This window comes from Vreelandella titanicae BH1 (genome assembly GCF_000336575.1).
Taxonomy (GTDB): domain Bacteria; phylum Pseudomonadota; class Gammaproteobacteria; order Pseudomonadales; family Halomonadaceae; genus Vreelandella; species Vreelandella titanicae.
This window is the reverse complement of sequence record NZ_AOPO01000020.1, coordinates 28,708-53,999: the sequence shown is the minus strand read 5'-3', so window position 1 is coordinate 53,999 and position 25,292 is coordinate 28,708. Positions and strand designations below refer to the sequence as shown.

The 25,292-nt window shown below is 54.6% G+C and carries 24 protein-coding genes; all 24 read right to left on the bottom strand.

Annotation, left to right across the window (positions count from 1 at the left end; genetic code table 11):
- Positions 1-8: 8 nt before the first annotated feature.
- A complete protein-coding gene (locus HALTITAN_RS22235; RefSeq protein WP_039860578.1) occupies positions 9-683 on the bottom strand; it encodes an OmpA/MotB family protein in 675 nt (224 codons plus the stop codon).
- Positions 684-688: 5 nt separating this feature from the next.
- On the bottom strand, positions 689-1,510 hold the full coding sequence (locus HALTITAN_RS22230) for a motility protein A (RefSeq protein WP_022520917.1): 822 nt from the start codon (positions 1,508-1,510) through the stop codon (positions 689-691).
- 39 nt (positions 1,511-1,549) lie between these two features.
- A complete protein-coding gene (locus HALTITAN_RS22225; protein ID WP_009288446.1) occupies positions 1,550-2,251 on the bottom strand; it encodes an RNA polymerase sigma factor FliA in 702 nt (233 codons plus the stop codon).
- Positions 2,252-2,277: 26 nt separating this feature from the next.
- On the bottom strand, positions 2,278-2,709 hold the full coding sequence (locus HALTITAN_RS22220) for a flagellar protein FlhE (protein WP_039860577.1): 432 nt from the start codon (positions 2,707-2,709) through the stop codon (positions 2,278-2,280).
- Between the two features lie 25 nt (positions 2,710-2,734).
- Positions 2,735-3,307, bottom strand: coding sequence for a C15 family peptidase (locus HALTITAN_RS22215; protein ID WP_009288444.1), 573 nt, complete (start codon positions 3,305-3,307; stop codon positions 2,735-2,737).
- A complete protein-coding gene (gene flhF / locus HALTITAN_RS22210) occupies positions 3,304-5,487 on the bottom strand; it encodes a flagellar biosynthesis GTPase FlhF (RefSeq protein WP_009288443.1) in 2,184 nt (727 codons plus the stop codon). The genes HALTITAN_RS22215 and flhF overlap by 4 nt, the downstream gene beginning before the upstream one ends.
- Before the next feature lie 58 nt (positions 5,488-5,545).
- Complete coding sequence (gene flhA / locus HALTITAN_RS22205) at positions 5,546-7,633, bottom strand: flagellar biosynthesis protein FlhA (RefSeq protein ID WP_039860576.1); 2,088 nt, start codon at positions 7,631-7,633, stop codon at positions 5,546-5,548.
- Entirely contained in the window at positions 7,630-8,796 is a 1,167-nt protein-coding gene (flhB, locus tag HALTITAN_RS22200) for a flagellar biosynthesis protein FlhB (protein ID WP_009288442.1), read from the bottom strand. The genes flhA and flhB overlap by 4 nt, the downstream gene beginning before the upstream one ends.
- 104 nt (positions 8,797-8,900) lie before the next feature.
- Complete coding sequence (cheZ, locus tag HALTITAN_RS22195) at positions 8,901-9,596, bottom strand: protein phosphatase CheZ (RefSeq protein WP_009288441.1); 696 nt, start codon at positions 9,594-9,596, stop codon at positions 8,901-8,903.
- Between the two features lie 41 nt (positions 9,597-9,637).
- The gene (gene cheY / locus HALTITAN_RS22190; RefSeq protein WP_039860575.1) at positions 9,638-10,027 is read right to left on the bottom strand and encodes a chemotaxis response regulator CheY; all 390 of its coding nucleotides are present in this window, start codon (positions 10,025-10,027) and stop codon (positions 9,638-9,640) included.
- Positions 10,028-10,129: 102 nt separating this feature from the next.
- Positions 10,130-11,833: a methyl-accepting chemotaxis protein gene (locus HALTITAN_RS22185; RefSeq protein WP_009288440.1), complete on the bottom strand. Its 1,704-nt coding sequence runs from the start codon at positions 11,831-11,833 to the stop codon at positions 10,130-10,132.
- Between the two features lie 59 nt (positions 11,834-11,892).
- Positions 11,893-12,954, bottom strand: a complete 1,062-nt coding sequence (locus HALTITAN_RS22180; protein WP_009288439.1) for a protein-glutamate methylesterase/protein-glutamine glutaminase — start codon at positions 12,952-12,954, stop codon at positions 11,893-11,895.
- Positions 12,955-13,045: 91 nt separating this feature from the next.
- Complete coding sequence (locus HALTITAN_RS22175; RefSeq protein ID WP_039860573.1) at positions 13,046-13,918, bottom strand: CheR family methyltransferase; 873 nt, start codon at positions 13,916-13,918, stop codon at positions 13,046-13,048.
- The gene (locus HALTITAN_RS22170) at positions 13,915-16,062 is read right to left on the bottom strand and encodes a methyl-accepting chemotaxis protein (protein WP_009288437.1); all 2,148 of its coding nucleotides are present in this window, start codon (positions 16,060-16,062) and stop codon (positions 13,915-13,917) included. Before HALTITAN_RS22170 ends, HALTITAN_RS22175 begins: the two co-directional genes overlap by 4 nt.
- A gap of 60 nt (positions 16,063-16,122) precedes the next feature.
- On the bottom strand, positions 16,123-17,385 hold the full coding sequence (locus tag HALTITAN_RS22165; protein ID WP_035538269.1) for a methyl-accepting chemotaxis protein: 1,263 nt from the start codon (positions 17,383-17,385) through the stop codon (positions 16,123-16,125).
- 132 nt (positions 17,386-17,517) lie between these two features.
- Complete coding sequence (gene cheW / locus HALTITAN_RS22160; RefSeq protein WP_009288435.1) at positions 17,518-18,015, bottom strand: chemotaxis protein CheW; 498 nt, start codon at positions 18,013-18,015, stop codon at positions 17,518-17,520.
- On the bottom strand, positions 18,012-20,108 hold the full coding sequence (cheA, locus tag HALTITAN_RS22155; protein WP_022520928.1) for a chemotaxis protein CheA: 2,097 nt from the start codon (positions 20,106-20,108) through the stop codon (positions 18,012-18,014). The genes cheW and cheA overlap by 4 nt, the downstream gene beginning before the upstream one ends.
- Positions 20,109-20,150: 42 nt before the next feature.
- Positions 20,151-21,098 carry a flagellar motor protein MotB gene (motB, locus tag HALTITAN_RS22150; RefSeq protein ID WP_022520929.1) on the bottom strand — a complete coding sequence of 316 codons (948 nt, stop codon included), beginning with the start codon at positions 21,096-21,098 and terminating at the stop codon, positions 20,151-20,153.
- Entirely contained in the window at positions 21,095-21,964 is an 870-nt protein-coding gene (gene motA, locus HALTITAN_RS22145; protein WP_027958761.1) for a flagellar motor stator protein MotA, read from the bottom strand. Before motA ends, motB begins: the two co-directional genes overlap by 4 nt.
- 246 nt (positions 21,965-22,210) lie before the next feature.
- A complete protein-coding gene (gene flhC / locus HALTITAN_RS22140) occupies positions 22,211-22,753 on the bottom strand; it encodes a flagellar transcriptional regulator FlhC (protein WP_009288432.1) in 543 nt (180 codons plus the stop codon).
- Entirely contained in the window at positions 22,750-23,082 is a 333-nt protein-coding gene (flhD, locus tag HALTITAN_RS22135; RefSeq protein WP_022520931.1) for a flagellar transcriptional regulator FlhD, read from the bottom strand. Before flhD ends, flhC begins: the two co-directional genes overlap by 4 nt.
- A 106-nt stretch (positions 23,083-23,188) precedes the next feature.
- Positions 23,189-23,482 (bottom strand): EscU/YscU/HrcU family type III secretion system export apparatus switch protein, encoded by a 294-nt coding sequence (locus HALTITAN_RS22130; RefSeq protein ID WP_022520932.1) that lies wholly within the window; start codon positions 23,480-23,482, stop codon positions 23,189-23,191.
- Positions 23,466-24,881, bottom strand: a complete 1,416-nt coding sequence (fliK, locus tag HALTITAN_RS22125) for a flagellar hook-length control protein FliK (protein ID WP_027958759.1) — start codon at positions 24,879-24,881, stop codon at positions 23,466-23,468. Before fliK ends, HALTITAN_RS22130 begins: the two co-directional genes overlap by 17 nt.
- On the bottom strand, positions 24,878-25,288 hold the full coding sequence (gene fliT / locus HALTITAN_RS22120; RefSeq protein WP_022520934.1) for a flagellar protein FliT: 411 nt from the start codon (positions 25,286-25,288) through the stop codon (positions 24,878-24,880). The genes fliK and fliT overlap by 4 nt, the downstream gene beginning before the upstream one ends.
- Positions 25,289-25,292 lie beyond the last annotated feature (4 nt).

Sequence of the window (25,292 nt, the reverse complement as noted above, 5' to 3'; positions counted from 1 at the left end):
CTCGCAATCTATTCACCCTCGACCTGCTGCCTTAGCAACAACTCTACGCGACGGTTGGCAGCTCGGCCCTCCTCCGTTGCGTTCGGTTCCATGGGTTGGGTGTCGGCATAACCGACGGCCCGCATACGAGAGATATTGAATCCTTGGCGCTCTAAATGCCTCACCACAGCGATAGCCCGCGCTGATGAAAGCTCCCAATTAGAGGGGAAGCGGGCCGTTGAAATAGGCACGCTGTCGGTGTGGCCTTCTACCGAAATCTGACCGTCAAAACGGGTCAGCACATCGATAAGGCTTTCTACCACCTCTTGCCCACGGGAAGTCAGTACAGCTTGACCGCTGGGAAATAAAAGGCTGGTATCAATACGTAACGTGACCCCTTCACTCCCTTGCGAAACACTGACACCGGGGATGTCGAGCCCATCAAACTGCGGCTGAACCCCTGAATGGCGGGGCTGAATACCAGTGGCTAGAGACGCCAGCGGCAATGATGATACAGCGCTAGCCGAGCGCATGAAAGCAGTATCAGCCGCCTCACCGCCTCCCGGCGGTGTCAGTGAAAGCAGCAGCACAAAGAGCGTGATTAGCAGCGTCAGCACATCCAAATAGCTGGTTAGCCAACCCTCGTCACCATCGCCTGGCGACGGCGTCATTTCCAGTGCGTGGCGCGTATCACGGTCAAGCATCTGGCCTACCCCTTCGCCGCCGCACTAACCGACGAATCAGGCCTTGGTTTGACGCTGTTATCACGGATTTCATCGTGATAGTTAGCTACAAACGAGTTGAGGGTCTCTTCAATAAACGACGGCAGGCGGCGCTTGGTAATCAGCGAAATACCTTCCAGCACCATGTTCATGGTAATCAGCCGCTCTTCGGTGCGGCGCTCGAGTTTCACCGCAATCGGCTTAAACACCAAGTTGGCGAGTAAAATGCCGTAGAAGGTGGTGAGCAGGGCCACCGCCATGCGCGGGCCGATCACCTGCAGGTCGCCTGCGTCCATGACTTCCAGCATATTGACCAGCCCCACCAGGGTGCCGATCATGCCAAATGCGGGTGCGTAGGTGGCCATGGTACGGAATATTTGTGCCTCGGCATGCTCACGCGCTTTAAGACGGGCAATGCGCCAACGCAGCATGTCAAAAATTTCATCCTCTTTGGTGTTGGCAATGACCAGTTGGATCCCGGTACGCAAAAACGGGTTTCGGGTATGCTCCAACTCGCGCTCGACAGCACGTACATCGCCCTTAAACCAGAGTCGCGACATATCCACCAATTCGCGGATATCGTCACGCATATAGGTATTTTCGCGCCGGAATACCAAGCCCACCAACCGTACGACGCGGAGCACCTCTTTCAGCGGATAGCTGATAAAGGTTGCCGCTAGGGTACCGGTCACCACAATGGCCAAACCCGGCAAATTGATAAAACTTTCAGGGGACTCTGCGGTGAAAAACAGCACGCTCACCAACAGTAGTATGCTGGCAAATATGCCTATCAGCGTCGAAGGGTTCATCCACGGCTCCTTGCCGGTCACAAGTGAGTAAAAGAGGTGTTATGCCGAGTCGTGTAAACGCGCGCGTAAGCGGCTGACGGCTTGGCTGTGCAGTTGTGAAACGCGTGACTCCGTGACGCCCAACACAGCCCCTACTTCCTTAAGGTTGAGTTCTTCTTGGTAGTACAGCGCCATTAGCAGCTTTTCACGCTCTGGCAGCGCTTCAATTGCCTCAATCAACGTTTGTCGTTGCTGGCCGTCTAGCAACTGCTCGAACGGTGAATTAGCCAATTCATTATTGCTAGGCTCGCCACCGTCGGCCACCAGCTCTTCAAACGGCAACAGTTGACCACTGTTGGTGTCGTTGAGGAGCTGCTGATACTCACTCAACGGCATTTCAAGGTGTTGGGCGATTTCGTTCTCTTCTGGTGCCCGTCCGAGCTGTTGCTCTAATTGACGAACGGCACTGTCAACCGCTCGCGCTGAGCGGCGCACGCTGCGGGGCAACCAGTCGCGGGTACGTAATTCATCCATCATTGCACCGCGAATACGCTGACTGGCAAACGTCGCGAACGTTGCCCCCTGGGTGGCATCGAAGCGCCCCAGTGCTTCCAGCAGCCCTACCATCCCGGCTTGAATAAGGTCGTCGAGCTCAATGCTGGCTGGCAAACGGACCTGAAGCGTCAAGGCCTGACGTCGTACCAGTGGCATGTATTGCGTCAACAGCTCACTCTGTTTGATCCTGCCTTGTGCTGTGTACATCCTCTCGCCTCGCGTCTATCCAGCCTTCACTGATAGTTCACAATCATTTGCAGCCCCTGGACACGAACAGGCCGCTGCCCCGGACGTAAAGCGAAGCGAAAATGCAACGGCGCATCCGCGGCAAACCCCGCCAGGGCAGTGGTAGTCCCCCGCATGCCAGCTAACGCAACGCACTGCTCAGGATGGCACAGCCAAGCGTTTAATAGCGCACCAGGGGGATATTGAAACTGCCAATGAATACGCCCGAGCTGTGCTGACTCCACATTGTTAGCAGCAGCGGGTGGGGTAGCGTTTTGACTAGCACTTGCCCTATCACTCATCGCTACCATCAGACCTGGTATCTGGCTGCTCCAGCTACCGGGTGTCGCCTGAGCGTTTCCCGTTAACCCTGCTAGTAGACACCCTGTCAGCAGTACTGGGCTCAGTAGCAGTCTCCCTCTTAATAGCCAGCTTAGCATGCTTGGTCTCCTCAGCAGAGTGCGCTCATCGTGCAAGTACCAACAGCTCCATATTTAAGTAGTAATCAGCTGCCTCACGCAAGTTATTGAGCAACCCTTGACGCGGCAAATGCGGCTCGTGGAGCGCCAGCAAACGGCGCGGCCCGCCACGCTCATGTAATTGACGCAAGGTACGGAACATGGAAGCAAAGGTATCGGCATCGCTACTGATCCACAGTGCCCAACGGCTGTATTGATCGCAAAGTTGGGCTAGGTCGGTCGTTTCGGCCATGACGATATGAATATCCCAATCCTCAGGATCACCGGCCCAGCTTCGACCTAACGTCGACCACTGCCCTAATCTTGCTTTAACCTTGTTCACCTGGGCTGCACCACTACCTGGTAGCCCGACCACAATAAGCGGAATTTTGGGCTGGTGCGCTACCACCGTTGCTGGCTCTTCCACCGCTGCAGCTGTCGGCGTTAACAGAGAGGTAGGCTGTTTAGATTCCGGCACGTGTTCTGCCGCCGCAACATCAACTGTACCCTCAGCTTGCTGCTGTTGGCGCTGCAGGTTTGCCCACTTGCGTAGACCCGATGCTTGATCCTGTTCGCTCACACCACGCCCTCTCGACTAACACTGCCCATTTGACGAATCGCATCTCGTGCCATAAAGGCGTAGACCAGTGCATCAAGCATGCCGGTATCGCGGCGGCGACGGCTGTTGCCTAATAGGTTGAGCAGATCGCCACGCAGCGTCTGCGCCTCCTCATCATCAGCAACATCGAGATGCCCGGCGACCGATGCCACACCGCTGGCCATCAATAGGCGAACTTCAGCATTTAGATCCCCGCTATCGGCCTCTTTTAACTGCTGCCACGCGCGACGCGTCAAGGCGGCCAAGCCTTCGCTTTGCAGCTGGGTTAACAGCAGTGAGAGCACCTCTGCTCCTAGCCGAGCGGGGGTAAGCCAGTAGCGGCGCGCCACTACTTTGGCGCTTTCCGGATCGCGAACTTCACCGAACCAGGCGAGTAGAGCCGTGCCGCTGGCGTCCTCGACTTCGGCGTAGGCAGTCCACAGTTGCACCGATTGGCCACGAAAACGCACGCCCACATGGTGCGTTAGCACACTGTCACTAAATAGCTGGCGGATAGATTGACGTTCGTGGTGAAAGCGTAACCGATGACTGGGGGCCACTTGGCTGACCCAGGTCAAGTGCTCAGCTTCCAGCCACGCTAGTGCATCCGGTTCAGGGAAGCGCGGCAGTAAGTGCACCGCTACACCGCTCGATGCCGACAGCGCGGCTAAGCGTGGCTGCCATCCTGCGGCGTGGCGATGCTGCAGCCAGGGTAGCGCCAGCCAGGCACCATCCGTGTCCAGGCCAATGTCCGGCATTGCCCAGTCGCAGCCGCGCTCATTGCGCCGCGGAAACCACGCCATCCCTAAGGTGGTCTTTGCCGCTGGATAACCGGCAAGTAATGCATCCAAATGCGTTTCCTGCAAACGACTAGGCAGCGAAGCTAGGTTCCAGATCTCTTCTAATTCCGCAAATCCCGTGACACGTTGGCGCAACCTCGCCAATAGCGACGACAAACGACGCCCTTGGCCCAGGACATCCCGCGACCAGCGCGGCATTCCCATCGGCGCATCGGCACTTTGCACCCGTTCACGCTGAGGAGTCGCGGTACTCAGCGCTTGATCCACTAGCGCATCGGGGGCGGCAAGGGCCATATCTTCGGGCACCTGCTGACCATTAGAACCAAACAGGACGCGCATCCCGTGACGCATAATAATATCTAACACTGGAGCCAGACGTCCCGCCTCATCCTGTTTGGTGATAATACAGTCATCTAACTCTGCGCCCGCCGCCCGCGCGGCCTGACGGTAGCGCAGCACCACTTCTTCGAGGGTTTCCGGTTGGCTGGCAGCATTGAGTAGCAGCACCAAACGTACCCGCGAGCGTCCTCCTTGCAGGTGGGCAATCTGCTCTATCACCCGCTGGTCACGCTGACTCATGCCTACGGTGTCGATAATTACCCACTGCTTGCCCTGCAGGCGGCCCAGCAAATCGTCGATGGGCTGTTCGGCATCCAAGGCGTACATCGGGGTATCCAGCAGGCGCGCATAAATGCGCAACTGCTCATGGGCACCGATCCGGAAGCTGTCGGTGGTAACCAGCGCTACCGGGCGCGTGCCGTGGCGCATCACAAAACGAGCGGCCAGCTTGGCGGTGGTGGTGGTTTTACCTACCCCCGTTGGCCCCACCAGGGCAACAATGCCGGTTTGGTCGAAAAAGCTTGCTTCATCGTTGAGTACGTAAAGGCGATCCATTAACTGCTGTCGCAGCCACTGCAGTGGGGCTTCGCTATCGCCGTCTAACCTGGTTAGCGATGCAGGCAACCCAGCCAGCAGTTCATCGGCAATTTCGCTGCTAAAACCCACATTCCATAGCAGTTGACGCAGCCGTGCAGCCGTTCCGGTGGGCGCTGCTGGCGATGGTGAAGCAGTATGGGTTGACTGGCTGTTTGCCAGCAGCGCTCGCATATCCTGCATTTCGCGCAGTAAGCGCTCGCTCATCGCCTGCATGGGGTCTTGCGCTGGGGGTGCTGTCGGCGTTTCGGGTGGTGCAGGTTCTGGTGAGGGTTCAAAGTGGTCGATGGCTTCATCCGCCATCGCTAAAATTTCAACGCCCCCTTCGGTACGCCGATTTGCGACAATCAAGGCGTCTTCACCGAGCGTTTCACGCACTTGGCGCATCACATCACGACTATTGGCTCCCACGAAACGTCTAACGCTCATGATTTACCCTTGCCTGTTCTGAAAATGGACGACGCTAGCCTATCACGGCGTGCCATCTTTAACGTCCGCCGACCACTGTGGTCACTCTTAATGTGCGATCGTCGGGAATTTCAGCCTGGGACAGTACCGACATATGGCGTAACCGGCGACGCAAGAAGCGCGACAGCACCGCCCTTAGTGAATGTTGCACGACCAGCACCGGCGGCTCGCCGGAACTTTCGTGACGCTCCAGCGCCTGCTGGGCCTGGGTCATCAGCGTTTCTGCCAACCCGGGCTCCATGGCGCCGTTGCCATTCATGGCCTGTACCAGCACTTGTTCCAGTTGAGCATCCAGCCCCATGACATTGAGTGTCTCCTGCCCCGCAAACCACTGCTGGACAATGGCGCGCCCCAGCGAGACTCGCACCAGCGCCGTCAGCTCATTAGGATCTTTTTGCTGTGTGGCGTACTCGGCCAGGGTATCGAGAATAGTGCGCATGTCGCGGATAGAGACATCTTCGTCAAGCAGGTTTTGCAAGATACGCTGCAGTACCGTCAATGAAATAGCTTTGGGGATCACCTCTTCGACCAACGTTTTTTGATCATCGCCCATTTTATCCAGCAACTTCTGTACTTCCTGACGGCCCAGCATCTCGGGTGAATGACGGTGCAACAAGTGGTTCAAGTGGGTCGCTATGACGGTACTGGCATCCACAACGGTGTAGCCATACACCTGGGCATGCTCACGCTGGTTGCTATCAATCCAGACAGCGGGCAAGCCAAAAGCGGGATCCTGAGTATGGGTGCCCTGCAGCTCGCCCGATACCTGCCCGGGGTTAATCGCTAGCCATTTACCTGGTTGTGCCTCGGCGCGACCAATCTCGGCGCCTTTCATGGAGAGTACATAGGCGTTCGGCGGCAGCTCCAAATTATCACGGATATGGACGACCGGCGGCAGGAAACCCACTTCTTGGGCAAACTTCTTACGTACGCTCTTAATGCGCCCGAGCAGCTCGCCTTTTTGACGCGAGTCCACCAGCGGGATTAAGCGATGGCCCACTTCCAGGCCAAGCGTATCGACCAGTTGCACATCTTCCCAACTCGCTTCGGGAGTCTCCTGTAAAGGCACCGGTGCCGCGGCAATCTCCTCCTTGACCAACGCCTTCTCTTTTTGGCGCGTTAACAGCCATGCCAGGCCAGCCAACAACGCGGTAAAGAATAGAAATACGAAATTGGGCATGCCAGGTACCATACCCAGCATGCCCATCACCACGGCAGCCAAAATCAGTACCTGAGGATTAACGAACAATTGGCTAAGCATTTGCTGGCCAATATCTTCGTTCGTATCCATGCTGACCCGGGATACTGTGACACCCGCGGCGGTGGAGATCACCAAAGCAGGGATTTGCGCCACCAGGCCATCACCAATCGCCAACAACATATAGGTCTGACCAGCAGCGCCAAAGCTCATATCGTGCTGCAGCATGCCAATCATCAGCCCGCCGATGATATTGACCACCATAATCACCAAACCGGCAATGGCATCGCCACGGACAAACTTACTTGCGCCGTCCATGGAACCAAAGAAATCCGCCTCTTGAGAAACCTCCGCGCGGCGCTTTTTGGCGTCTTCTTCGCCGATCAAGCCGGCGTTCAGATCGGCATCGATGGCCATCTGCTTACCAGGCATTGCATCCAGGGTAAAGCGCGCACCCACTTCGGCAATACGGCCAGCACCTTTGGTGATAACCATAAAGTTGATGATGACAAGAATCAGGAAGACCACTAGGCCAACAGCGAAATTACCGCCGACCAGAAACGCCCCGAACGCTTCAATGACCTTACCCGCAGAGGCGCCGCCTTGGTGGCCCTCCATCAGCACTACACGGGTAGAAGCCACATTGAGCGACAGGCGCAGCAGCGTAGTAAATAGCAACACGGCAGGAAACGCCGCAAAGTCCAGCGGCTTCTGCGTAAACATGCTGACCAATAACACCATAATGGCCAGAGCGATGTTGAAGGTGAAGAGTAAATCCAGGGCGAAGGGAGGCAAGGGCACAATCATCATGCCCAAAATCATGAGGATGAGCAGCGGCCCGACCAGCAGCTTCATGCGCACATCACCCATCCAGTCGCGCCGACCTACTAGCTGACTCAAGCCTTTCATGGTTGCGCCTCATTACCACCGGCGCCATGCCCGGGGCTTTCCATCTCCGGCGGAACCGGCAGGTTATCGGGGGTTGGGGGCACCTCGCCTCCTTGTTGTGATACTTGCTTGAGGCGGTAGGCCCAGGCCATTACTTCCGCCACCGCGGTATACAGTTCGGCAGGTACTTCTGCATCTAGATCGACGTGATGATACAGGGCCCGCGCCAATGGTGCTGCCTGCAAGCGAGGCACGCCTGCCTCTTCAGCGATTTCGCGAATGCGTACAGCCACTGCGTCGGCGCCTTTTGCCACCAGCCGCGGGGCGCCCATACTGCCTTCCTGATAAGTCAGTGCTATCGCGTAGTGCGTAGGGTTGGTGATGATGACATCCGCTTCGGGTACTTTGCTCATCATCCTGCCCCGCGCCATGGCCTGCTGCTGCTGGCGAATGCGCGCCTTCACATGCGGGTCGCCTTCGGACTCTTTGTGCTCACGCTTAATCTCTTCCTGACTCATGCGCAGCTTCTTAGCATTGTCCCAGAGCTGGAAAGGGACATCGATCAAAATGACCACGATCAACACCAGCACCATTAGCCCAGCTGCCTGAGCCGCCATGCTTAAGGCATTGGTTAGCGCTTGCTGGATAGGCTGATCCATTAGCGCCATAAATTTGCCGATGTTGAAATACAAAAACGTCGCAGCCACGCCCCCCACCAGAAACGATTTGGCAATCGCTTTTGCCAATTCGATCAGAGCCTGGGTGGAGAAGATACGCTTTACGCCCTTAATAGGGTTTAGCTTGGAAAACTTGGGCTGCATCGATTTACCCGATATCAGCCAGCCTCCCATCAGCCCAGGGGCAACTAATGCAATGATGGCTAACAGTAAAAACAGCGGCATCATGGCAAATAGCGTGCGCTGACCAAGGTCCAGCGCATTGACCAGCATCGGCGTACTTTCCATTGCCTGGCGGCGCTCAAACAAGAAAGCTTGCTCCATCACCGCACCCAGCTGGTCGTAGAGCATGTTGCCCATGCTATAAAGGCCGATCACCCCACCCAGCAAAAGTAAAAACGTATTTAACTCGCGGGAACGGGCAACTTGACCCTCTTCACGGGCTTTCTCTTTCCGCCTGGGCGTGGCCTCTTCGGTCTTTTCCTGGTCGCTATCGTTATCTGCCATACGGGTATCCGGCCAGGTGAAGCAAAGCTTATCACGTATTCAGCCGTCCATAGGGACGGCTGAATGGCGTACTTGCGTGCCCAGAGGGCGTTTAATAACGCATCTTAGAAGCCTAATTCGTCCAATAAGTCGTCTACTTGATCTTGCCCAGAGACGGTATCAGGGACATTATCCTTCACTTGCGGCCCATTCAAAAGCTCTTCGTTACGCCGTGCACTGTCGCTTTTCCACTGATCCTCGGCCTTGCGCTGCAGCGTTTCTCGTGCATGGGCGCCCGGCGCGTTATCGATCAACACTTGCACCAACTGATGTTCGATCTCATGGATCACGTCCATCATCTTCTTAATCACTTGGCCGGTCAGGTCCTGAAAGTCCTGAGCCATCATGATTTCCATCAGTTCTTTGTTAGTCGCTGAAACCACATCGGGCACTTCGCTAAGATAAGTGCGTGTCTCGACAACGAGCGCTTTCGCCTCATCCAGCTCTTTCGGTGCTTCAAACCACTCGGCCCAGCGTTTATCCAACGCTTCCGCCCGGTCTGACAACTGATCCTGCAGCGGCTGCGCACGGTCAACGGCATTGAGCGCTCGATCTGCTGCCTGCTCCGTCATGGTGGCGACATAGTGCAAGCGGTCGCGTGCATCGGGGATGGCTTCGGCCGCCTTCTCAATCTCTTTATCAAGCCCCAGTTCACGCATGTTTTCGCGCAGCATGCGCGTCAACTTACCGATGCGATGAATTAAGTCTTCGGCGGCTTGTTCGGACGATTGGGCAGAATCGGACTGCTCATTCTGGCTCATAACGTTGTCTCCTCGTTAACCAAGCACATAGGCCCAGTTGCTCACATACCCAGTTTTTCGAAGATCTTATTGAGCTTTTCTTCGAGGGTAGCGGCAGTGAACGGCTTGACGACATAGCCGTTAGCGCCCGCCTGAGCAGCCGCTATAATGTTCTCTTTCTTCGCTTCTGCGGTCACCATCAACACAGGAAGGTCTTTCAAGGCGTCATCCTGACGGATCTCCTTGAGCATCTCCAGGCCATCAAGGTTCGGCATGTTCCAATCGGAAACGACGAACTCAAACTTGCCGGCACGCAGCTTATTGAGCGCATCTTGTCCATCTTCGGCTTCATCCACGTTGGTGAAGCCCAACTCTTTAAGCAGACTACGTACGATCCGACGCATGGTGGGAAAGTCGTCTACAACCAGGAAACTCATATTCTTATCTGCCATGGGTCATCCTCTAATCAATCAGTATATGGCACAAGGGCGACTGAAAAGTACAGTCAGGGGTTTAAAACGGCTACTTTGAAACGGCTCTTTCAAAACGGTTCTTCAGAATTCCTCCCACTCTTCGTGGTCGCTGCGCTGCGAGGCTGGAGCTGGAGCTGGGCGACGAGCTTGCTGGTCGGCCCTAGGCGCAGGCATAACGTCCGTTGCTGGCGATGAGGAAGGCAGCGCCTGATGGGACGCCCCCTGCATACCTAACAGCTTAAACACGGCTACGGCTTGCTCCAACCGGTTGGCCTGTTCCTCAAGGGAGGCCGCCGCCGCAGAGGCTTGCTGTACCAGCGCGGCATTTTGTTGGGTGACTTGATCCATCTGGCCCACGGCTTGGCTGACTTGCTCAATACCGTCACTCTGCTCTTGGGAGGCAGCGGAGATTTCATCCATGATATCGGTAACACGGCGCACTGCAGTAACCACATCCGACATCGTGGTACCGGCCTGCTCGACCAGAGTGGAGCCTTGCTGAATTTGTGTTACCGAAGCATCAATCAGAGTTTTAATCTCTTTGGCCGCATCCGCACTGCGGCTGGCCAAATTACGCACTTCCCCCGCCACCACCGCAAATCCGCGACCTTGCTCGCCGGCGCGGGCGGCCTCTACCGAGGCGTTGAGAGCCAGAATATTGGTTTGAAAAGCAATTGAGTCAATAACGCTGGTGATATCGGCGACTTTTTTCGAGCTGGTGGAGATACCGTGCATAGTTTGCACCACTTGCTCCACCACTTGTCCACCGCGCTCAGCCGTGGTGGAGGCGTCTGCTGCCAGGGTGCTGGCTTGACGAGCATTGTCGGCGTTCTGTTTTACCGTCGCGGTCATCTCTTCCATGCTGGCCGCGGTTTGTTGAATCGATGCCGCCTGCTGCTCCGTGCGTGAGGAGAGGTCAGCGTTGCCGCTGGCAATCTCACGGGTGCCGTGGTGAATTTCGTTACTGCCTTCACGCACCCGGCCAACGATATTGGTGAGGTTTTGCTGCATGGTGCCCATAGCACCAAACAAACGGCCAATTTCATTTTTACCTGCTTCCGGCAGCGGGTTGGTCAAATCAGCCTCAGCAATCGCATCAAGCCGTTGGATGGCGCCTCTTAGCGGCGCAATCACTGTACGGCGTAAACCTAGGTAGATTATCAAGGTCATCAGTAAGGCAAAAATCACCGCTCCAGCATTGATCATGGCAAACAGATTGCCTTGGGCATCCGCGTCAGCGCGAATGGTATCTACCCGATGGAAGCCGTAGGCCACAAACGCCGTCATACTTTCAGATAAGATATTTATCGGCTCTACCAGCTCATCGCGCAGGTTGTTGTAGCTGGTTAAGTCCATATATTCAAAGGTATCGTGCTGTTGTTTAACTAGCCCCATTACGGTATTAAAATCTTCAATTAGGGTGTTCGCCAATGCCTCGCCTTGCGGTGAAAATGAGTTTGCCGCAAAGCGCTCGAAACGCTTTTCAGAACGCTCGATGCGATCAGCGGCAACGGCAACCTGCTCATTGGATTGCTGGGTCTGCCCTACCATCAGGTAGTTGGAGGCAGTTTCCATAGCCAACATGGCTTGGTTAAGCAGCGAATCGGCGCGATTCATCTCATTTAACTGCGCATCGCTGATACCGCTTAGCGTGGCTAAGTTATTTTGTGAATTGCGATCGGCCACCACACTCAAGCCCGAAACCATTAAAATCAGCACGACAAAGCAGCAAAGCGATGTGACCACGGCGGCGTGAATACTCAAGTTGCGCAGTAAACGGTTCATTGTGATTTCCCTTGCGAGCTTATTTAGTTTTTATGATTACTAACTTTTTATGAATTGCACTACACACGCTGGGCGCGGCCGGAGGCGGCGATCAGCGCCATCATTCGCGAGGGAATGTCATCTAACGCCACCACTTCCACAGCCCCCCCGACAGCAATAGCTTCACGGGGCATACCGAAGACCACACAGGTCTGCTCATTCTGGGCAATGGTGGGTGCGCCCGCTTGACGCATCTCTAGCAGCCCTGCCGCACCGTCCTTACCCATACCGGTCAAAATGACACCGATGGAGTTCTTGCCCGCATGCTGAGCCGCTGAATGGAACAGCACGTCTACCGAGGGGCGGTGGCGATTGACCGGTGGGCCGCTATCTAACCGCGCTACGTAGTTGGCACCGCTACGCGCTAACTTAAGGTGTTGATCCCCTGGGGCGATATAAGCGTGCCCAGGTAGAATCCGCTCGCCGTCGGCGGCCTCTTTCACCGTAATCCGGCACAGCCGGTCTAAGCGCTCCGCAAACGAACGGGTAAAACCGCCAGGCATATGCTGGGTAATCAAAATCGCCGGGGCGTTGGCGGGCAGCGGCTCAAGTACCGCACGAATCGCTTCGGTGCCCCCCGTAGACGCGCCAATAATGATCAGCTTTTCACTCGACACTAACGGGGCTTTCAGGGCTTCCGGTGGCGGAGTGTTTTTATGCCGCGCCTGACGAGGCCGCGAGCGCGCAGCGGCGCGCAGTTTTTCGGCAATCTCGTCAGCGTACTCCATCATCCCATTGCGGATGCCCAGACTCGGCTTGGCGACAAAATCCAGCGCGCCAAGCTCTAGCGCACGCAGGGTAATCTCCGAACCGCTTTGGGTGAGCGACGACACCATCAATACCGGCATAGGACGCAGGCGCATCAAACGCTCAAGAAAATCCAAGCCATCCATGCGTGGCATTTCCACATCAAGGGTGAGCACATCAGGATTGTGCTGCTTGATCAAATCCCTGGCGGCAATGGGGTCAGGCGCTACCGCAACGACTTCCATATCGGGCTGGGAATTAATAATTTCCGTTAACAAATCGCGAATTAGCGCCGAATCATCGACACACAACACTTTGATCTTGGCTGCGCTCAAAGCACGCCTCCTCTTGCTGTAGACGCCTGATGTGTTATTGCAACCGCCGGAGCCACAGCGCCTAAAGCGATTATAAAGACACGATAGTTATTCATTTTTTGGCCAGGTTATAAACGGTTTGACCACGCAGCTTGAATGCGCCGCTGATATACGAGAAGTTTTCCGAGTGGCCTGCAAACAGCAAGCCATCGGGCTTCATCAGTGGTGCAAAGCGTTTAAGAATTTTTGATTGAGTATCTTTATCAAAATAAATCATGATGTTTCGGCAGAACACGGCATCAAAAGGGCCTTTAATTGGCCATTGCGGCGCTAGCAGGTTCAGTGGCAAAAACTCCACCAGTGCGGATACTTCTGGGCGAATCCTTGCAAAGCCCGCATGGTTACCCGTTCCTTTCTGAAAAAACCGCTTTACCCGTGCCTCATCGATCTTGCGCACCTGTTCCAGGGGATAAACGCCAGCGCGAGCCCTGGCCAACGCATCCGTATCGATATCGGTGGCGATCACTTTGGCCTGCGACGCTTTAGCGCCCAACGTTTCTAACAATGTCATTGCCAGCGAGTAAGGCTCCTCCCCGGTGGAGGCGGCCGAACACCAAATAGTGACCGGGTCTTGTTTGTTCTTTATATGCTCAGCCAACAGCGGAAAATGGTGCGCCTCACGAAAAAAGGCCGTGAGGTTAGTGGTCAGTGCATTGGTAAACGCCTCCCACTCCTTGGCTTCTGGCTGACGCTCCAAGCGCACCAAGTAGTCAGTAAAGCGCGTCATGCCATGGTGGCGTAGCCGCTTTGCTAGGCGGCTATAGACCATTTCACGTTTATGCTCAGCCAGCACAATGCCGGCGCGCTGATAAATCAGCTCGCGAATCCGTGTAAAATCCGCATCCGTCAGTACTAGATCGCGCTCAATCTGACTGCTCGATGTCCACTGACCTGCGTCTACCACCCGTTCACGTTGTTCGGTCAAAACGCTTCCCACTCCTCTGCTGAGGCTGCCTGCCGTTTAACGGGCGAATTCGGCGACGATGTGCTAGGCAACTGAGCAGTGTGCTTAGTCGCTGTCACTGCTGGCGGACGTAGCGCCCCCTGACTGTTTAATCGAAACGCTTCCACCGATAGCGCTAATAGCCCCGCCTGCTTCTCAAGCGAGACCGCCGCGCGTGCGGTTTCCTGAACCCGCACCGCATTACGCTGGGTACCTTGATCCATCTCTGCTACTGCTTGGTTAACCTGGGCAATACCATGGCTCTGCTCTTCGGAGGCGGCTGAAATTTCGTGCATGATCTGCGTCACACTGCGCGCGGCTTCCGCCACTTCGCTAATCGCAGCTTCGGCTTTGGTGACCATACTGGCACCCGCACTTACCTCACGGTTAGAGCCATCAATCAAACCGCGAATTTCTTGGGCGGCACCAGCGCTACGGCCAGCCAGGTTACGCACTTCTTCGGCCACCACCGCAAAACCACGCCCATGCTCGCCGGCCCGAGCCGCTTCTACCGATGCATTCAGCGCCAGAATATTGGTCTGAAACGCGATCGAATCGATAACATTGATAATATCGGCCATCTGCTGGGAGCTTTGGGTAATCCGCTGCATGTTGTCGACTAACTGTGTCATCAACTCGCCAGTATTCGTTACCTGGATAGCATTGTTATCGGCTAGACGGCGGGCTTCTTGAGCGTTCTCACTGTTTTGCCGCACAGTGGCAGTCATTTCTTCCATGCTGGAGGCGGTTTGTTGCAAAGAGGCCGCCTGCTGTTCAGTACGCGACGACAGCTCTTCGTTGCCGCTGGCAATGTCCTGAGCAGCCGGAGTGACCACATCAATACCGCTTTTTACATCGGCGATGATGCTGCTGAGGCTTTTGCGCATAGTATTCAGCGAGTCCATCAATTGGCCCACTTCATCGCGTCTCTGGGCGGGGACTTTAGCGGCCAAATTACCGCCAGCAATTTGCAGCGTAAAACCTGCAGCACTTTTTAGCGGCCTGGTAATCGCCCGCAGGGTAACCATGCCGATCAAAATAAGTAGCAGTAAACCAATTCCAAGTACTATGGCTTGAGCGCCCAGCATCGTGGTTTGACCTTGCTGAGCATCAACAGCCATGGCCTCAGCTGCCTGCTGTTTCTGGGAAATCAGTTGATTAACCATGACTGACAGGATGCGGCCCTCGCTGGTCATGACGCTAATCACAGCATCGAGACCAGTAAAGGCTTGGTAGGTCTCTTCTGCCTGAAGCACGCTGGCCGCCTGGCCCATGCCGTTCTGCAGGAAGGTCTGTAGCTGCTGGTCAAACTCGGTGGCAAGCTCAGTCGCATTGACCTCACGGGAATAATACTCCTGCCACACCTCAGCAACCTCTGCGGCGCTCTCCTCAATGCTTTCACCCATCTCGAAGCGTTGATTGATCAGTTCCATACGCTCTGGCTCAATCATCGCTTGGCGCGTTTGGGCAATGGTTTGATCGATTTTCTGCAGGCGAATAACATCACGCAGACCGTCATTATTCAGTTGCCCCAAGCGCTCGCCAGAGACATTCAAACCATACAGACCAAGCCCACCGCTGATTAATAACAGCAGCCCTGCAACGACAATCATGCCTACCAATTTGGCACGAATGGTGTCGAGGCGTACCCGGGCCAAACGCTTAATCACACCTTTCTGGCGTAACCGGCCTTTATCTAAGTAAAGCCGCTTGTTGCGGCCTTCGCGTATTTCAGCGTAGGCCCGCTCGGCCTGCTCAATGGCTGCGCGGCTTGCCTGTACACGCACCGAGGTGTAGCCCACGACTTGTCCATCTTCGATAATCGGCGTGACGCTGGCATTTACCCAGTAGTGGTCGCCATTTTTGCAGCGGTTTTTGACCAGCCCTCGCCACGTTTCCCCCGTTTTGACGGTTTTCCAGAGGTTTTCAAAGGCTGCCGGCGGCATATCCGGGTGGCGTATCAGGTTATGCGGCGCACCTATCAGCTCTGCGTGTTCAAAGCCGCTAATATCGATAAACGCAGGGTTGGCATAGGTGATGCGTCCCTTCGTATCGGTACGCGAGACTAGGAAGTCGTCTTCTTTTAGTTCGATTTCACGCTGAGAGACTGGTTGGTTATTACGCATGGTGTGCCTTTTTTTAATGTTTTATTTTTCAAAAAGAGTGCGCCTGCCCTACCAAGCAAATTAAAACGATGACCACTCTTCTGTTTCTGCTACTGGCTGTGGACGCCTTGTTGCGGGTTTTGACACTGCCGCTGGCAATACAGCCGGAGCGCGCGGGGCTGATAATTCAGTGACACGAAAGCGCTCAACCGCCTCGCGTAAGCGTGCGGCTTCGCTTTCAAGTTCATTGGCGCTGCGCGCGGCTTGCTGCACCAGTTGAGCATTTTGTTGCACAACCTGATCCATTTGCGCCACGGCCTGATTCACTTGGCCAATGCCGCTACTCTGCTGCTCAGAAGCGGCGGCGATTTCATCCATGATATCGCTGACGCGCTGAACAGCGCCCACTAGATCTTGCATGGTTTGTCCAGCTTGATTGACCCGCTGAGTGCCGGTATCTACCTTGCTGAGCGATGCATCAATCAGCGTGCGAATCTCTTTGGCGGCAGCGGCGCTGCGACTGGCTAAGCTACGTACTTCCTGTGCCACCACGGCGAACCCTCTGCCATGCTCGCCAGCACGCGCCGCTTCCACCGAAGCATTCAGCGCCAGAATATTGGTCTGAAACGCAATATTATCGATAACGGTAATAATATCAGCGACTTGATGAGAACTTGCGCTTATGTCTTGCATGGTGCTGACGATCTCACCAACCTCTTCTCCACTACGGCGGGCTGTCAGGGTCGCGCTCCCGGCCAATTGGCTGGCTTGGCGGGCATTTTCAGCATTATGACCCACCGTTGAGGCTAACTGCTCCATGCTGGAAGCCGTCTCCTCTAACGAGGTGGCCTGCTGCTCGGTGCGCGAAGAAAGGTCGTTATTGCCGCTGGCTATTTGCTGAGAGCGCTCATAAATCGATGTACCGCTGGTGCGCACGGTACCTACCGTTTGCGAGAGTGAGCTCTGCATATGGGCCATGGCGCTATAAAGCCGCCCTATTTCGTTATTACCCGGAGAGGTAATGGCCTGGCTTAGATCCCCCTGGGCCATACGCTCAAAATAGCCCACCAAGCGATCTAGCGGGCGCAACACATTGGCCGTCACCCCCCAGATAACCACGATTACCGTGGCGATAGTCATTACGACTATCCCGAGTAGTGCCCAGCGAATTGTCGCGGCAAAAGCACTGAAAGCGGCCTGTTGTGCCTGCACATCGTCAGAGGCCTGCACGATTGCTGCACCATGGTGCAGGGCATAAAGACCAATACCACTGGCAATTAAAACAAGCACCGAAAGTGTCGCTAGCACTAAGCCCCAACTCAAGCGCACCGTCATATTATTCATTAATTGCCGCATTCGCTGTGTCACGCCCTTTTCTCCACGCACAACCGGCACTCGCTGGCACTTTCCGTAGCGCGAGAATGCATCATTGAGTAGAACTGATTTGGCACGCTCCCTGTGCCATGTTTTTTAGTCTTACTGGTTGCTGGTGCTTTCCACCAGTGCCATCTCGTCGCTGGTGAGCAACTTATCGATATCCACGAGTACCAGCATGCGGTCATCCAGACTACCCAAACCGCTCAGGAAGTCAGACGAGAGCGTGACACCAAATTCTGGCGCCGGTTTAATCTGATCAGGGGTCAGTGTCATCACGTCGGAAACGCCGTCCACTACGATGCCGACCACCCGGTCTGCAACATTGACCACGATCACCACTGTTTGGCCACCGTATTCGACTTTATCAAAGTGAAACTTAATGCGGAGATCTACGATTGGCACAATGACGCCGCGCAGATTAGTGACCCCTTTGATAAATTCAGGTGCATTGGCAATCCGGGTTACGTTTTCGTAGCCACGAATTTCCTGCACTTTCAAAATATCAATGGCGTACTCTTCATCGCCTAATGAGAACACTAGGAATTCGCGGTTTTCGGCTTCTGCGGCTAGTACCGCACCATTGTTGGCTTGACTCATGACGGCTCAGCCTCCTTAAAAGATGAAAGGTTTTGATTGTTTACTACTTTTTTGCCTGCCTCTTTTTTATATCGGCTCAGGCGGTGTAAACCAGTAATATCCAGAATCAACGCTACACTACCGTCACCTAAGATGGTCGCGGCCGAGATCCCTGGTACTTTGCGGTAATTGTCTTCCAGATTTTTGACCACGACCTGCTGCTGTCCGATCAACTCATCAACCAACATGGCGTAACGACGGCCTTCGCCCTGCACAATGACAGCGATGCTTTTGGTCGGGTCGGTAATCGCATTCTCGACGTTAAGCACTTCGTGAATGGCAATCACGGGCAGATATTCGTCGCGGACTTTGATCACCACGTCGTCACCGGCCATGGCGTACATATCGTCTTTGGCGGGCTGCAGTGATTCAAGTACGGTAGAGAGCGGAAGAATAAATGTCTCGCCGCCGACCTTGATCGACATACCGTCCAGAATGGCCAACGTAAGCGGCAACACGATACGGGTGTTGGTGCCTTCACCTAGCTTCGACTGGATTTCAACCCGACCGCCCATGCTCTGAATGTTGCGCTTCACTACATCCATGCCCACGCCACGCCCAGATACGTCGGTCACTTCATTCGCCGTTGAGAAGCCGGGAGCAAAAATGAGCTGGAAGACCTCTTCGTCCGACATGGTGTCCGACACATTGAGGCCGTTTTCGCGCGCCTTGGCTAGCAGGCGTTCACGATCCATGCCGGCACCATCATCGCGCACTTCAATCAAGATATTGCCACCCTGGTGACGTGCGGAGAGGGTTAATTTGCCAACACGCGGCTTGCCAATGGCTTCGCGCACATCGGGCATTTCCACGCCATGATCGAGGCTATTGCGCACCAGGTGCGTTAACGGATCAGTGATCCGTTCGACCAAACTCTTATCCAGCTCGGTCGACTTGCCTTCGGTAATTAATTCGATCTCTTTACCCAGCTTACCGGCGGTGTCGCGCACCACGCGGGGGAAGCGACTGAATACAAACTCCATGGGAATCATGCGAATAGACATGACCGCTTCTTGGAGATCACGGGCGTTGCGCTGCAGTAGGCTCATGCCATTTTGCAGTGAAGCATTGCCCACCGACTGATCTTCTAAATCGCTAACCGTTTGATCGAGCATCGACTGGGTGATAATCAGCTCACCCACCAAGTTGATAATTTGGTCGACTTTATCTACCGATACGCGGATTGACGAAGACTCGGCGGCAGCTTTTTTGGGCTTCTCTTTGGCAGCAGGCTTTGGCGCGCTTGCCTTAGAGGCCGTGCTTTCTGCCGGCGCTTGCGGCGCTGGGGCTGCAGGCGTCGAGGCTTCTGGCTCGGCTGGGGCTGGCTCAGTAGCGACGCCCTCAACAGCCGTAATCTCAATCTGATCAGGTTCGATAATAAAGCACATGACCGCTTCAATATCGTCAGCACTGTCGCTGCTTTTGAGCACTACCTCGTAACGCTTTGCGTCGCCTGACTGGGACTGCACTTCACCGAGCTGCTCTAACTCTTCAACCAGCAAAATGCGGTCTTTATCTTCAACGTTGAGCAGTGCCACTAGCAGATGGCCGTTCGAGGACGCCTCTGCATTATTACTGTTTGCTTCCGCGTCGTTTTCACTTGGCACAGGCGTCGGCGCAGCCTTGGGCTCAGCAGCAGGAATAGTCGGCCCATCAAGCTGTTGGCCAATTTCGTCCAAGGCAATTTGCTGCAGCGTTTGGCAAATGCGTTCAAATGCCTCTTGATTAGGCTCCTCTTCGCTGCGGTAGGCATCGAGTTGCTCATGCATGATGTCTTTAGCCTCTAAAAAGGTATCCACGAGGTCGGCTCGCAGCGTCAGTTCGCCTTTACGTGCGTAATCGAGGAGGTTTTCCAAAATGTGCGTGGTTTTCTGTAGCACGGTAAAACCAAAGGTTCCCGCCCCCCCCTTGATCGAGTGGGCGGCACGGAAAATAGCATTGAGCTGCTCACTGTCTGGATCATCAACATCCAGCTCCAGTAAATGCTGTTCCATATCCGACAGCAGCTCTTCAGCCTCTTCAAAAAAGGTGTCAAAAAAATCCGCTATATCCATACACCGCTCCACCTTAACGTCGTCTTTTATGACAGGCTCAGATCACTCTTGCGCTTGAACCTGAGGCTCGTCTTGTTGTGTTGATTCAATTTGCGCTTCGGCTGAAGCTTCTAGTGCTTCGATTGAAGCTTCTGGCGATGCATCTCCCGACTCCATTACAGTAGGATTGCGAATCGCATCAGCAATTTCCGGAAACAACACCACCAGCTCTATGCGTCGATTGATAGGATCGGTTGGCTCAGTCTCGGGCAATAACACACGATCTGCAAAGCCCGACACGCGTAGTAACTGACCTGGATCAAAGCCACCCGCAATAAGCTCGCGGCGCGACGCATTAGCGCGATCATTGGAAAGTTCCCAGTTACTGTAACCACGATAGCCTCCCGCATAGGGAACGCTATCGGTATGCCCGCTGATACTTAGCTCATTGGGAAGCTCATTTAGCAGCGGTGCGATGGTACGTAACAAGCTGCGCATATAAGGCGCCACTTGGTCGCTACCCAGCTCAAACATGGGGCGCTGGTCGGTATCGAGTAGCTGTATGCGCAGCCCTTCGCGGGTCAAGTCAAACCGCATTTGATTGCGCAACTGGCGCAGCTCGGGATCTCGCTCAATGGCCCGTTCAATACGCTCTTGTAAATCCCGGAAAAAGTTTCGTTCCTGCATGCTTGGACGAGTGCGCTGAAGGCTATCAATGCGCGCCCGCTCCCCATCGCTATGAGTGGGATCGGGCCCGCCGCCGGGAATCGCGCTGGTGCTGCCCGAACGATCGCCACCGGTTATCGCCGTCACCAGGGGGGTGCTAAAGTACTCTGCCACCCCCTTGCGCGTCTCTTCACTGGAAACGCTCAAAAGCCATAGCACCAAAAAAAAGGCCATCAGAGCAGTCATAAAATCCGCTAGGGCAATTTTCCAGGCACCACCGTGATGGGCATGGACGACTTTTTTGCGTCGAATGACAATCGGACGCTTGTCACCACCCTTACTCATGCGTTACCGGCCTTTTTTGCATCCCTTACATACTCTTCAAGCTCCGTAAAACTAGGGCGCTCGGCGGCAAACAGTGCCTTGCGACCAAATTCAACAGCCAACTGCGGCGCATAACCGTGCAAGCTAGCGAGCAGCGTAATGCGAATACACTGGAGCATTTTTTCGGCTTCTTTCGCCTGCCGTTCGATGTAACTTGCCAGCGGACTAACAAAACCATAGCCCAGCAAAATACCCAAGAAGGTGCCCACTAGCGCTTGGCCGATCATCACACCCATCTGAGTCGGCGTAGCATCGGCGTAGGTGAGTGTTTTAACGACCCCCATTACTGCCGCCACGATGCCGAAGGCAGGCATGGCATCGCCGACTTTGGCAATGGCATCGACAGGAATATGAGCTTCCTGCTCAAAGACCTCAATCTCGTGCAGCATCAGCTCATCAATTTCCATGGGTTCCATACCACCGCTTACCATTAAGCGCAGATAGTCCGTTAGAAAATTCATGATATGAGGATCAGCCAATACCGTAGGATGCTCTTGAAACAGCGGGCTCTCCTCGGGATTATCAATATCCCGTTCAATGCCTAACATGCCTTCACGGCGAATTTTGGAGAGTAATTTATACTGCAGCGCCATCAGCTCCATATAAAGTTCTTTGTTATATTTTTTGGCGCGCTTGAGCCGGGGCAAAATTTTAAAGGTCGCTTTAATCGCTTTGCCATTGTTCGCTGCGATAAATGCACCAACCCCGGCTCCGCCAATAATCAGCAGCTCAAGAGGTTGATACAAGGGGCCTAAGCTGCCACCTGCCAGCACATAGCCACCAAACACAGATAGCAATACGATTACATAACCTAGAGGTATCAGCACAAGCAGGATCCTTGCGGTATTCAGTATTAAATTAGGGAACCAAAACTTAGCCACCTGATCTGATGTTTAAGCAATGTTCCATTCCAAGCATGTCTTAGCCCTATTATACTAGGGTCAGACGTCTGTTTAATGAAAAAGCACCACTGGCTTTTAGGCCTATCTAAGCCAATACACTTATTTCTTGTTAGTACTCATTACTGTCTTATACCCTACTTCACACCATCAGTGATGTAATCGCAGAGATTGTTACATTTTTTCACTATTCTCCCGCTGTGCTTTGCGCGTTTTACCCGCTCTTGAGGGGGGCTGACAAATACCGCACACATAGTGTTGAGCGGGACTATGAGCGTGCGCCACAAACTGCCCAGTGCAACGCGTACACTGATTAAGCTGGAGCAAATCACTCTCGAAAAAGCGTATCAGCGTCCACGCACGGGTTAACCCGAGAACCGGCTCCACCTTTTCCAGCGACATTTGCTCGTCATAGAGCCGATATGCTTTGACAAAGGCATCGATGCGATCACAGCCTGCCGCCTCCTTCAGGCTTAAATAAATGTTGTAAAACAGCGACGAATGCACATTGGGAAGCCAAGTAATAAACCAGTCGGTGGAAAAAGGCAGCATGCCCTTAGGCGGTGACATGCCACGCACTTCCTTATACAGCTTGATCAAACGCGTGCGGCTTAATTCCGTTTCTGTTTCCAGCACCTGAAGGCGCGCACCCAGCTCAATCAATTCGATTGCCAGCTGCACTTGGTGCATTTCATCGACCAAGCTTTTCTGGCTCACTTCTCGCCTCCCGATGGCATTGGCTCAAATGCATCGCTTGCCAACAGCAGTGATGCATGAAGCCCTGCCAACCCCTGATCGCGGGGATTATCTGTAAGCTGTCGAAGCCGCTCGGCACTCGTTTGGCTAAACCGGCACAATAATTGGCTGGTTCGCGCCAACTTGGTAAGCTGGCGAGCATTAAGCGAGACAATCAGCTCGGCAACATCGCTGTCTATTTTTAAGCGAAACATAGCAGCCTCACGATCTTCATCAAGCAAGCGCTGCGCCAGAAGCAAATAAGCTAAATTAATTTCCTGAATTTCATCGAGAAAGTTGGTTTGACTCATAATGTCCCATTAAACGACTCAGGCGCGGTGTTGTGACCATTATACTGGCGCCATTAATGACTTTTTATTACCTACCCTCATGGTTGCATACAATGTCTGTAAATGGCTACTCAGGCGTTTCACGATGAGTTAGCCCTTCCTCTGATAGTTCGAACACCCACACCAGCAGTTCTGCGACAATTTGATAGAGACTTGCCGGAATTTCCGCATCCAGATCTAGCTGCATTAAAAGCGCTACCAACTCAGGCGCATCGTGCACATAAATACCCTGACGCTGAGCTTCAGCCATAATACGTTCGGCCAGATCACCATAGCCTTTCGCCACTACCCGTGGAGCACGGTCATTATCCTGGTAAGCCAGAGCAACAGCTTGACGGCGTCGCTCACCCGGCGTAGCCATGGGGTGCCTCCGCTTCGATATGGCGCGCGCGAAGCTGCACTTTTTGTAAGTCCAAGGCGCTAAGGCGCTTCTCTAACGCGGGCAGTCCAGCGTCAATACGCTGATAAACGTGCGTACTTTCGGTGGTGAAATCGATGCTTAACACGTTTCGATAGAGCCATAGCGACGCGCTGAATGCCCCTAAACTGGGAACATCGAGCTGCATATCAGAACGCCATCCACCGTCTGGCTCTCCCCCCTGCTGTTTTCCTTCCTGGCCCTCTTCACGAGTAGGCAAATTGATTACTAAAGCCATAAAAATGCCTGCCCAGACATCACCTTCCCAGCGAATAGACGGCATCACCAACATTTCAAGCTGGTGGCGCACCAGGCTCTGCAGGCTTTCGTGAACGACCTCGCGAGCCGGTCGATTGGCCATCAGATCGCTCATCTCCCTAGCCTGGCTATACTCCGCCCTTGCCTGATGGCTGTCGCGCGCCTCGCCAGGCATAGGGGCCGGCTGGGCAGGATTAGTCGACACCTGCGAAGCAGCCCCTTGAGCGGGGGTAGTGGAGGCAGCAGCCGTCGAGCCAGTTGCTAAAAAATGGGACGCGCTCGCCAACCGAACCGCTAAGCCTTGCTCATGAGTAACAGGCACTAGCGGCACGTTGGGTAAAATAGCCATGCCTCCCTGCCCTACCAGGGGAGCTGCCAAAGGCGCTCCCGCCCCCACCTGCGTAAGCGCCTGTGCTGTCAGGGGCGCTCCAGCTGACTGCGTAGGCATTTGTGGAGTCAGTGGCACCCCAACTGAGACAGCTGTAGACAAGGCAGACGCCGTCGAAGGCGCTGCAGCTGGGAGCGACACATTCGGGCCTGTCGATAAAAGAGGAGTAAGCGGGCGAGGGCCGGATTGCATTTGCGGTTGGTTCATTAGCTGCTGGCGGGTTCCCTCACCTTGAAACCAGCGCTTTAGATGCGACTCATAAAACAAACCACTATCGCGAATACTTGCCTCTAAGCGTGTTGCTACTGTACTCGCTGCTGGCGCTTCCTGACTGGTGATAAGAGGTGCTTCGGGCCGCATTACCGAGGGAGGGGCTGGAAAGCGCAGCAGCACGTCGGCGATTGTTCGTGCTGCAGGACTAAAATGGGTCTGCGTTGAACCTGAAGGCGAAGGCTGCGCCTCACCTCGGGGCAACGTTCGCCCCCCATCAAGAGGGTGCGGTAAACGCTTTAGGTCGCCTAGCGGCGATGTCGACGCACGGCCATCCAGATTGGCATCACCCATTACGGCACGCGGCCCCTCGCCGGGTGAAACGGGCTTCACAGGCTGACTCAATGCTCGCTGCAGCGACAACTCGCCTTGCCGCCCAAGCACTTGGTGCAAGAGCGTATCAATCAGAGGGGTAATACCACTCACGATGACCTCGTGGAATCAGCATCATCGGCGTCATAAGCTACCGGAGCCCCTTGCTGTGGTGCGTAGGCCCTATGTAAATTCCGCTGACGCTGGGATACCCCTATGAGCTTACCCAGCTCATCACGGCGCGCCACCAAACGACGCCGTATTTCCACATCGTGCTCAAGGATGCGCTCCAGCAGTTCTGCCTTACGCTGCTGAGCAGCGGCATCAAGCACAACGGTGGTATCCAGCTCACGCAACTGATCCACCAACATTACATAGTTGGTACGCTGATCAATTAGCTCTGCCCACTGTTCGCCATTAGCCAGTTCGTGCATGTGCTCAACGCGGCTCAATAGCGTTTCATAGCTAGTGAGCAGCGTCTGTTGAGCATTTTTATCACGAGCGGATATAGGAGCTGACATTATT

Excerpts from the sequence above, each read along its gene's own strand:
- flhD (WP_022520931.1), bottom strand. The coding sequence starts at position 23,082 with ATGAGTCAAACCAACTTTCTCGATGAAATTCAGGAAATTAATTTAGCT.
- cheY (WP_039860575.1), bottom strand. The coding sequence starts at position 10,027 with ATGGCAGATAAGAATATGAGTTTCCTGGTTGTAGACGACTTTCCCACC.
- HALTITAN_RS22185 (WP_009288440.1), bottom strand. The coding sequence starts at position 11,833 with ATGAACCGTTTACTGCGCAACTTGAGTATTCACGCCGCCGTGGTCACA.
- cheA (WP_022520928.1), bottom strand. The coding sequence starts at position 20,108 with ATGGATATAGCGGATTTTTTTGACACCTTTTTTGAAGAGGCTGAAGAG.
- flhF (WP_009288443.1), bottom strand. The coding sequence starts at position 5,487 with ATGAGCGTTAGACGTTTCGTGGGAGCCAATAGTCGTGATGTGATGCGC.
- fliT (WP_022520934.1), bottom strand. The coding sequence starts at position 25,288 with ATGTCAGCTCCTATATCCGCTCGTGATAAAAATGCTCAACAGACGCTG.
- HALTITAN_RS22230 (WP_022520917.1), bottom strand. The coding sequence starts at position 1,510 with ATGAACCCTTCGACGCTGATAGGCATATTTGCCAGCATACTACTGTTG.
- flhB (WP_009288442.1), bottom strand. The coding sequence starts at position 8,796 with ATGGCAGATAACGATAGCGACCAGGAAAAGACCGAAGAGGCCACGCCC.
- HALTITAN_RS22225 (WP_009288446.1), bottom strand. The coding sequence starts at position 2,251 with ATGTACACAGCACAAGGCAGGATCAAACAGAGTGAGCTGTTGACGCAA.
- HALTITAN_RS22170 (WP_009288437.1), bottom strand. The coding sequence starts at position 16,062 with ATGCGTAATAACCAACCAGTCTCTCAGCGTGAAATCGAACTAAAAGAA.
- flhA (WP_039860576.1), bottom strand. The coding sequence starts at position 7,633 with ATGAAAGGCTTGAGTCAGCTAGTAGGTCGGCGCGACTGGATGGGTGAT.
- HALTITAN_RS22130 (WP_022520932.1), bottom strand. The coding sequence starts at position 23,482 with ATGGCTACGCCGGGTGAGCGACGCCGTCAAGCTGTTGCTCTGGCTTAC.
- cheZ (WP_009288441.1), bottom strand. The coding sequence starts at position 9,596 with ATGAGCCAGAATGAGCAGTCCGATTCTGCCCAATCGTCCGAACAAGCC.
- HALTITAN_RS22165 (WP_035538269.1), bottom strand. The coding sequence starts at position 17,385 with ATGAATAATATGACGGTGCGCTTGAGTTGGGGCTTAGTGCTAGCGACA.
- motB (WP_022520929.1), bottom strand. The coding sequence starts at position 21,098 with ATGAGTAAGGGTGGTGACAAGCGTCCGATTGTCATTCGACGCAAAAAA.
- HALTITAN_RS22220 (WP_039860577.1), bottom strand. The coding sequence starts at position 2,709 with ATGCTAAGCTGGCTATTAAGAGGGAGACTGCTACTGAGCCCAGTACTG.
- cheW (WP_009288435.1), bottom strand. The coding sequence starts at position 18,015 with ATGAGTCAAGCCAACAATGGTGCGGTACTAGCCGCAGAAGCCGAAAAC.
- HALTITAN_RS22235 (WP_039860578.1), bottom strand. The coding sequence starts at position 683 with ATGCTTGACCGTGATACGCGCCACGCACTGGAAATGACGCCGTCGCCA.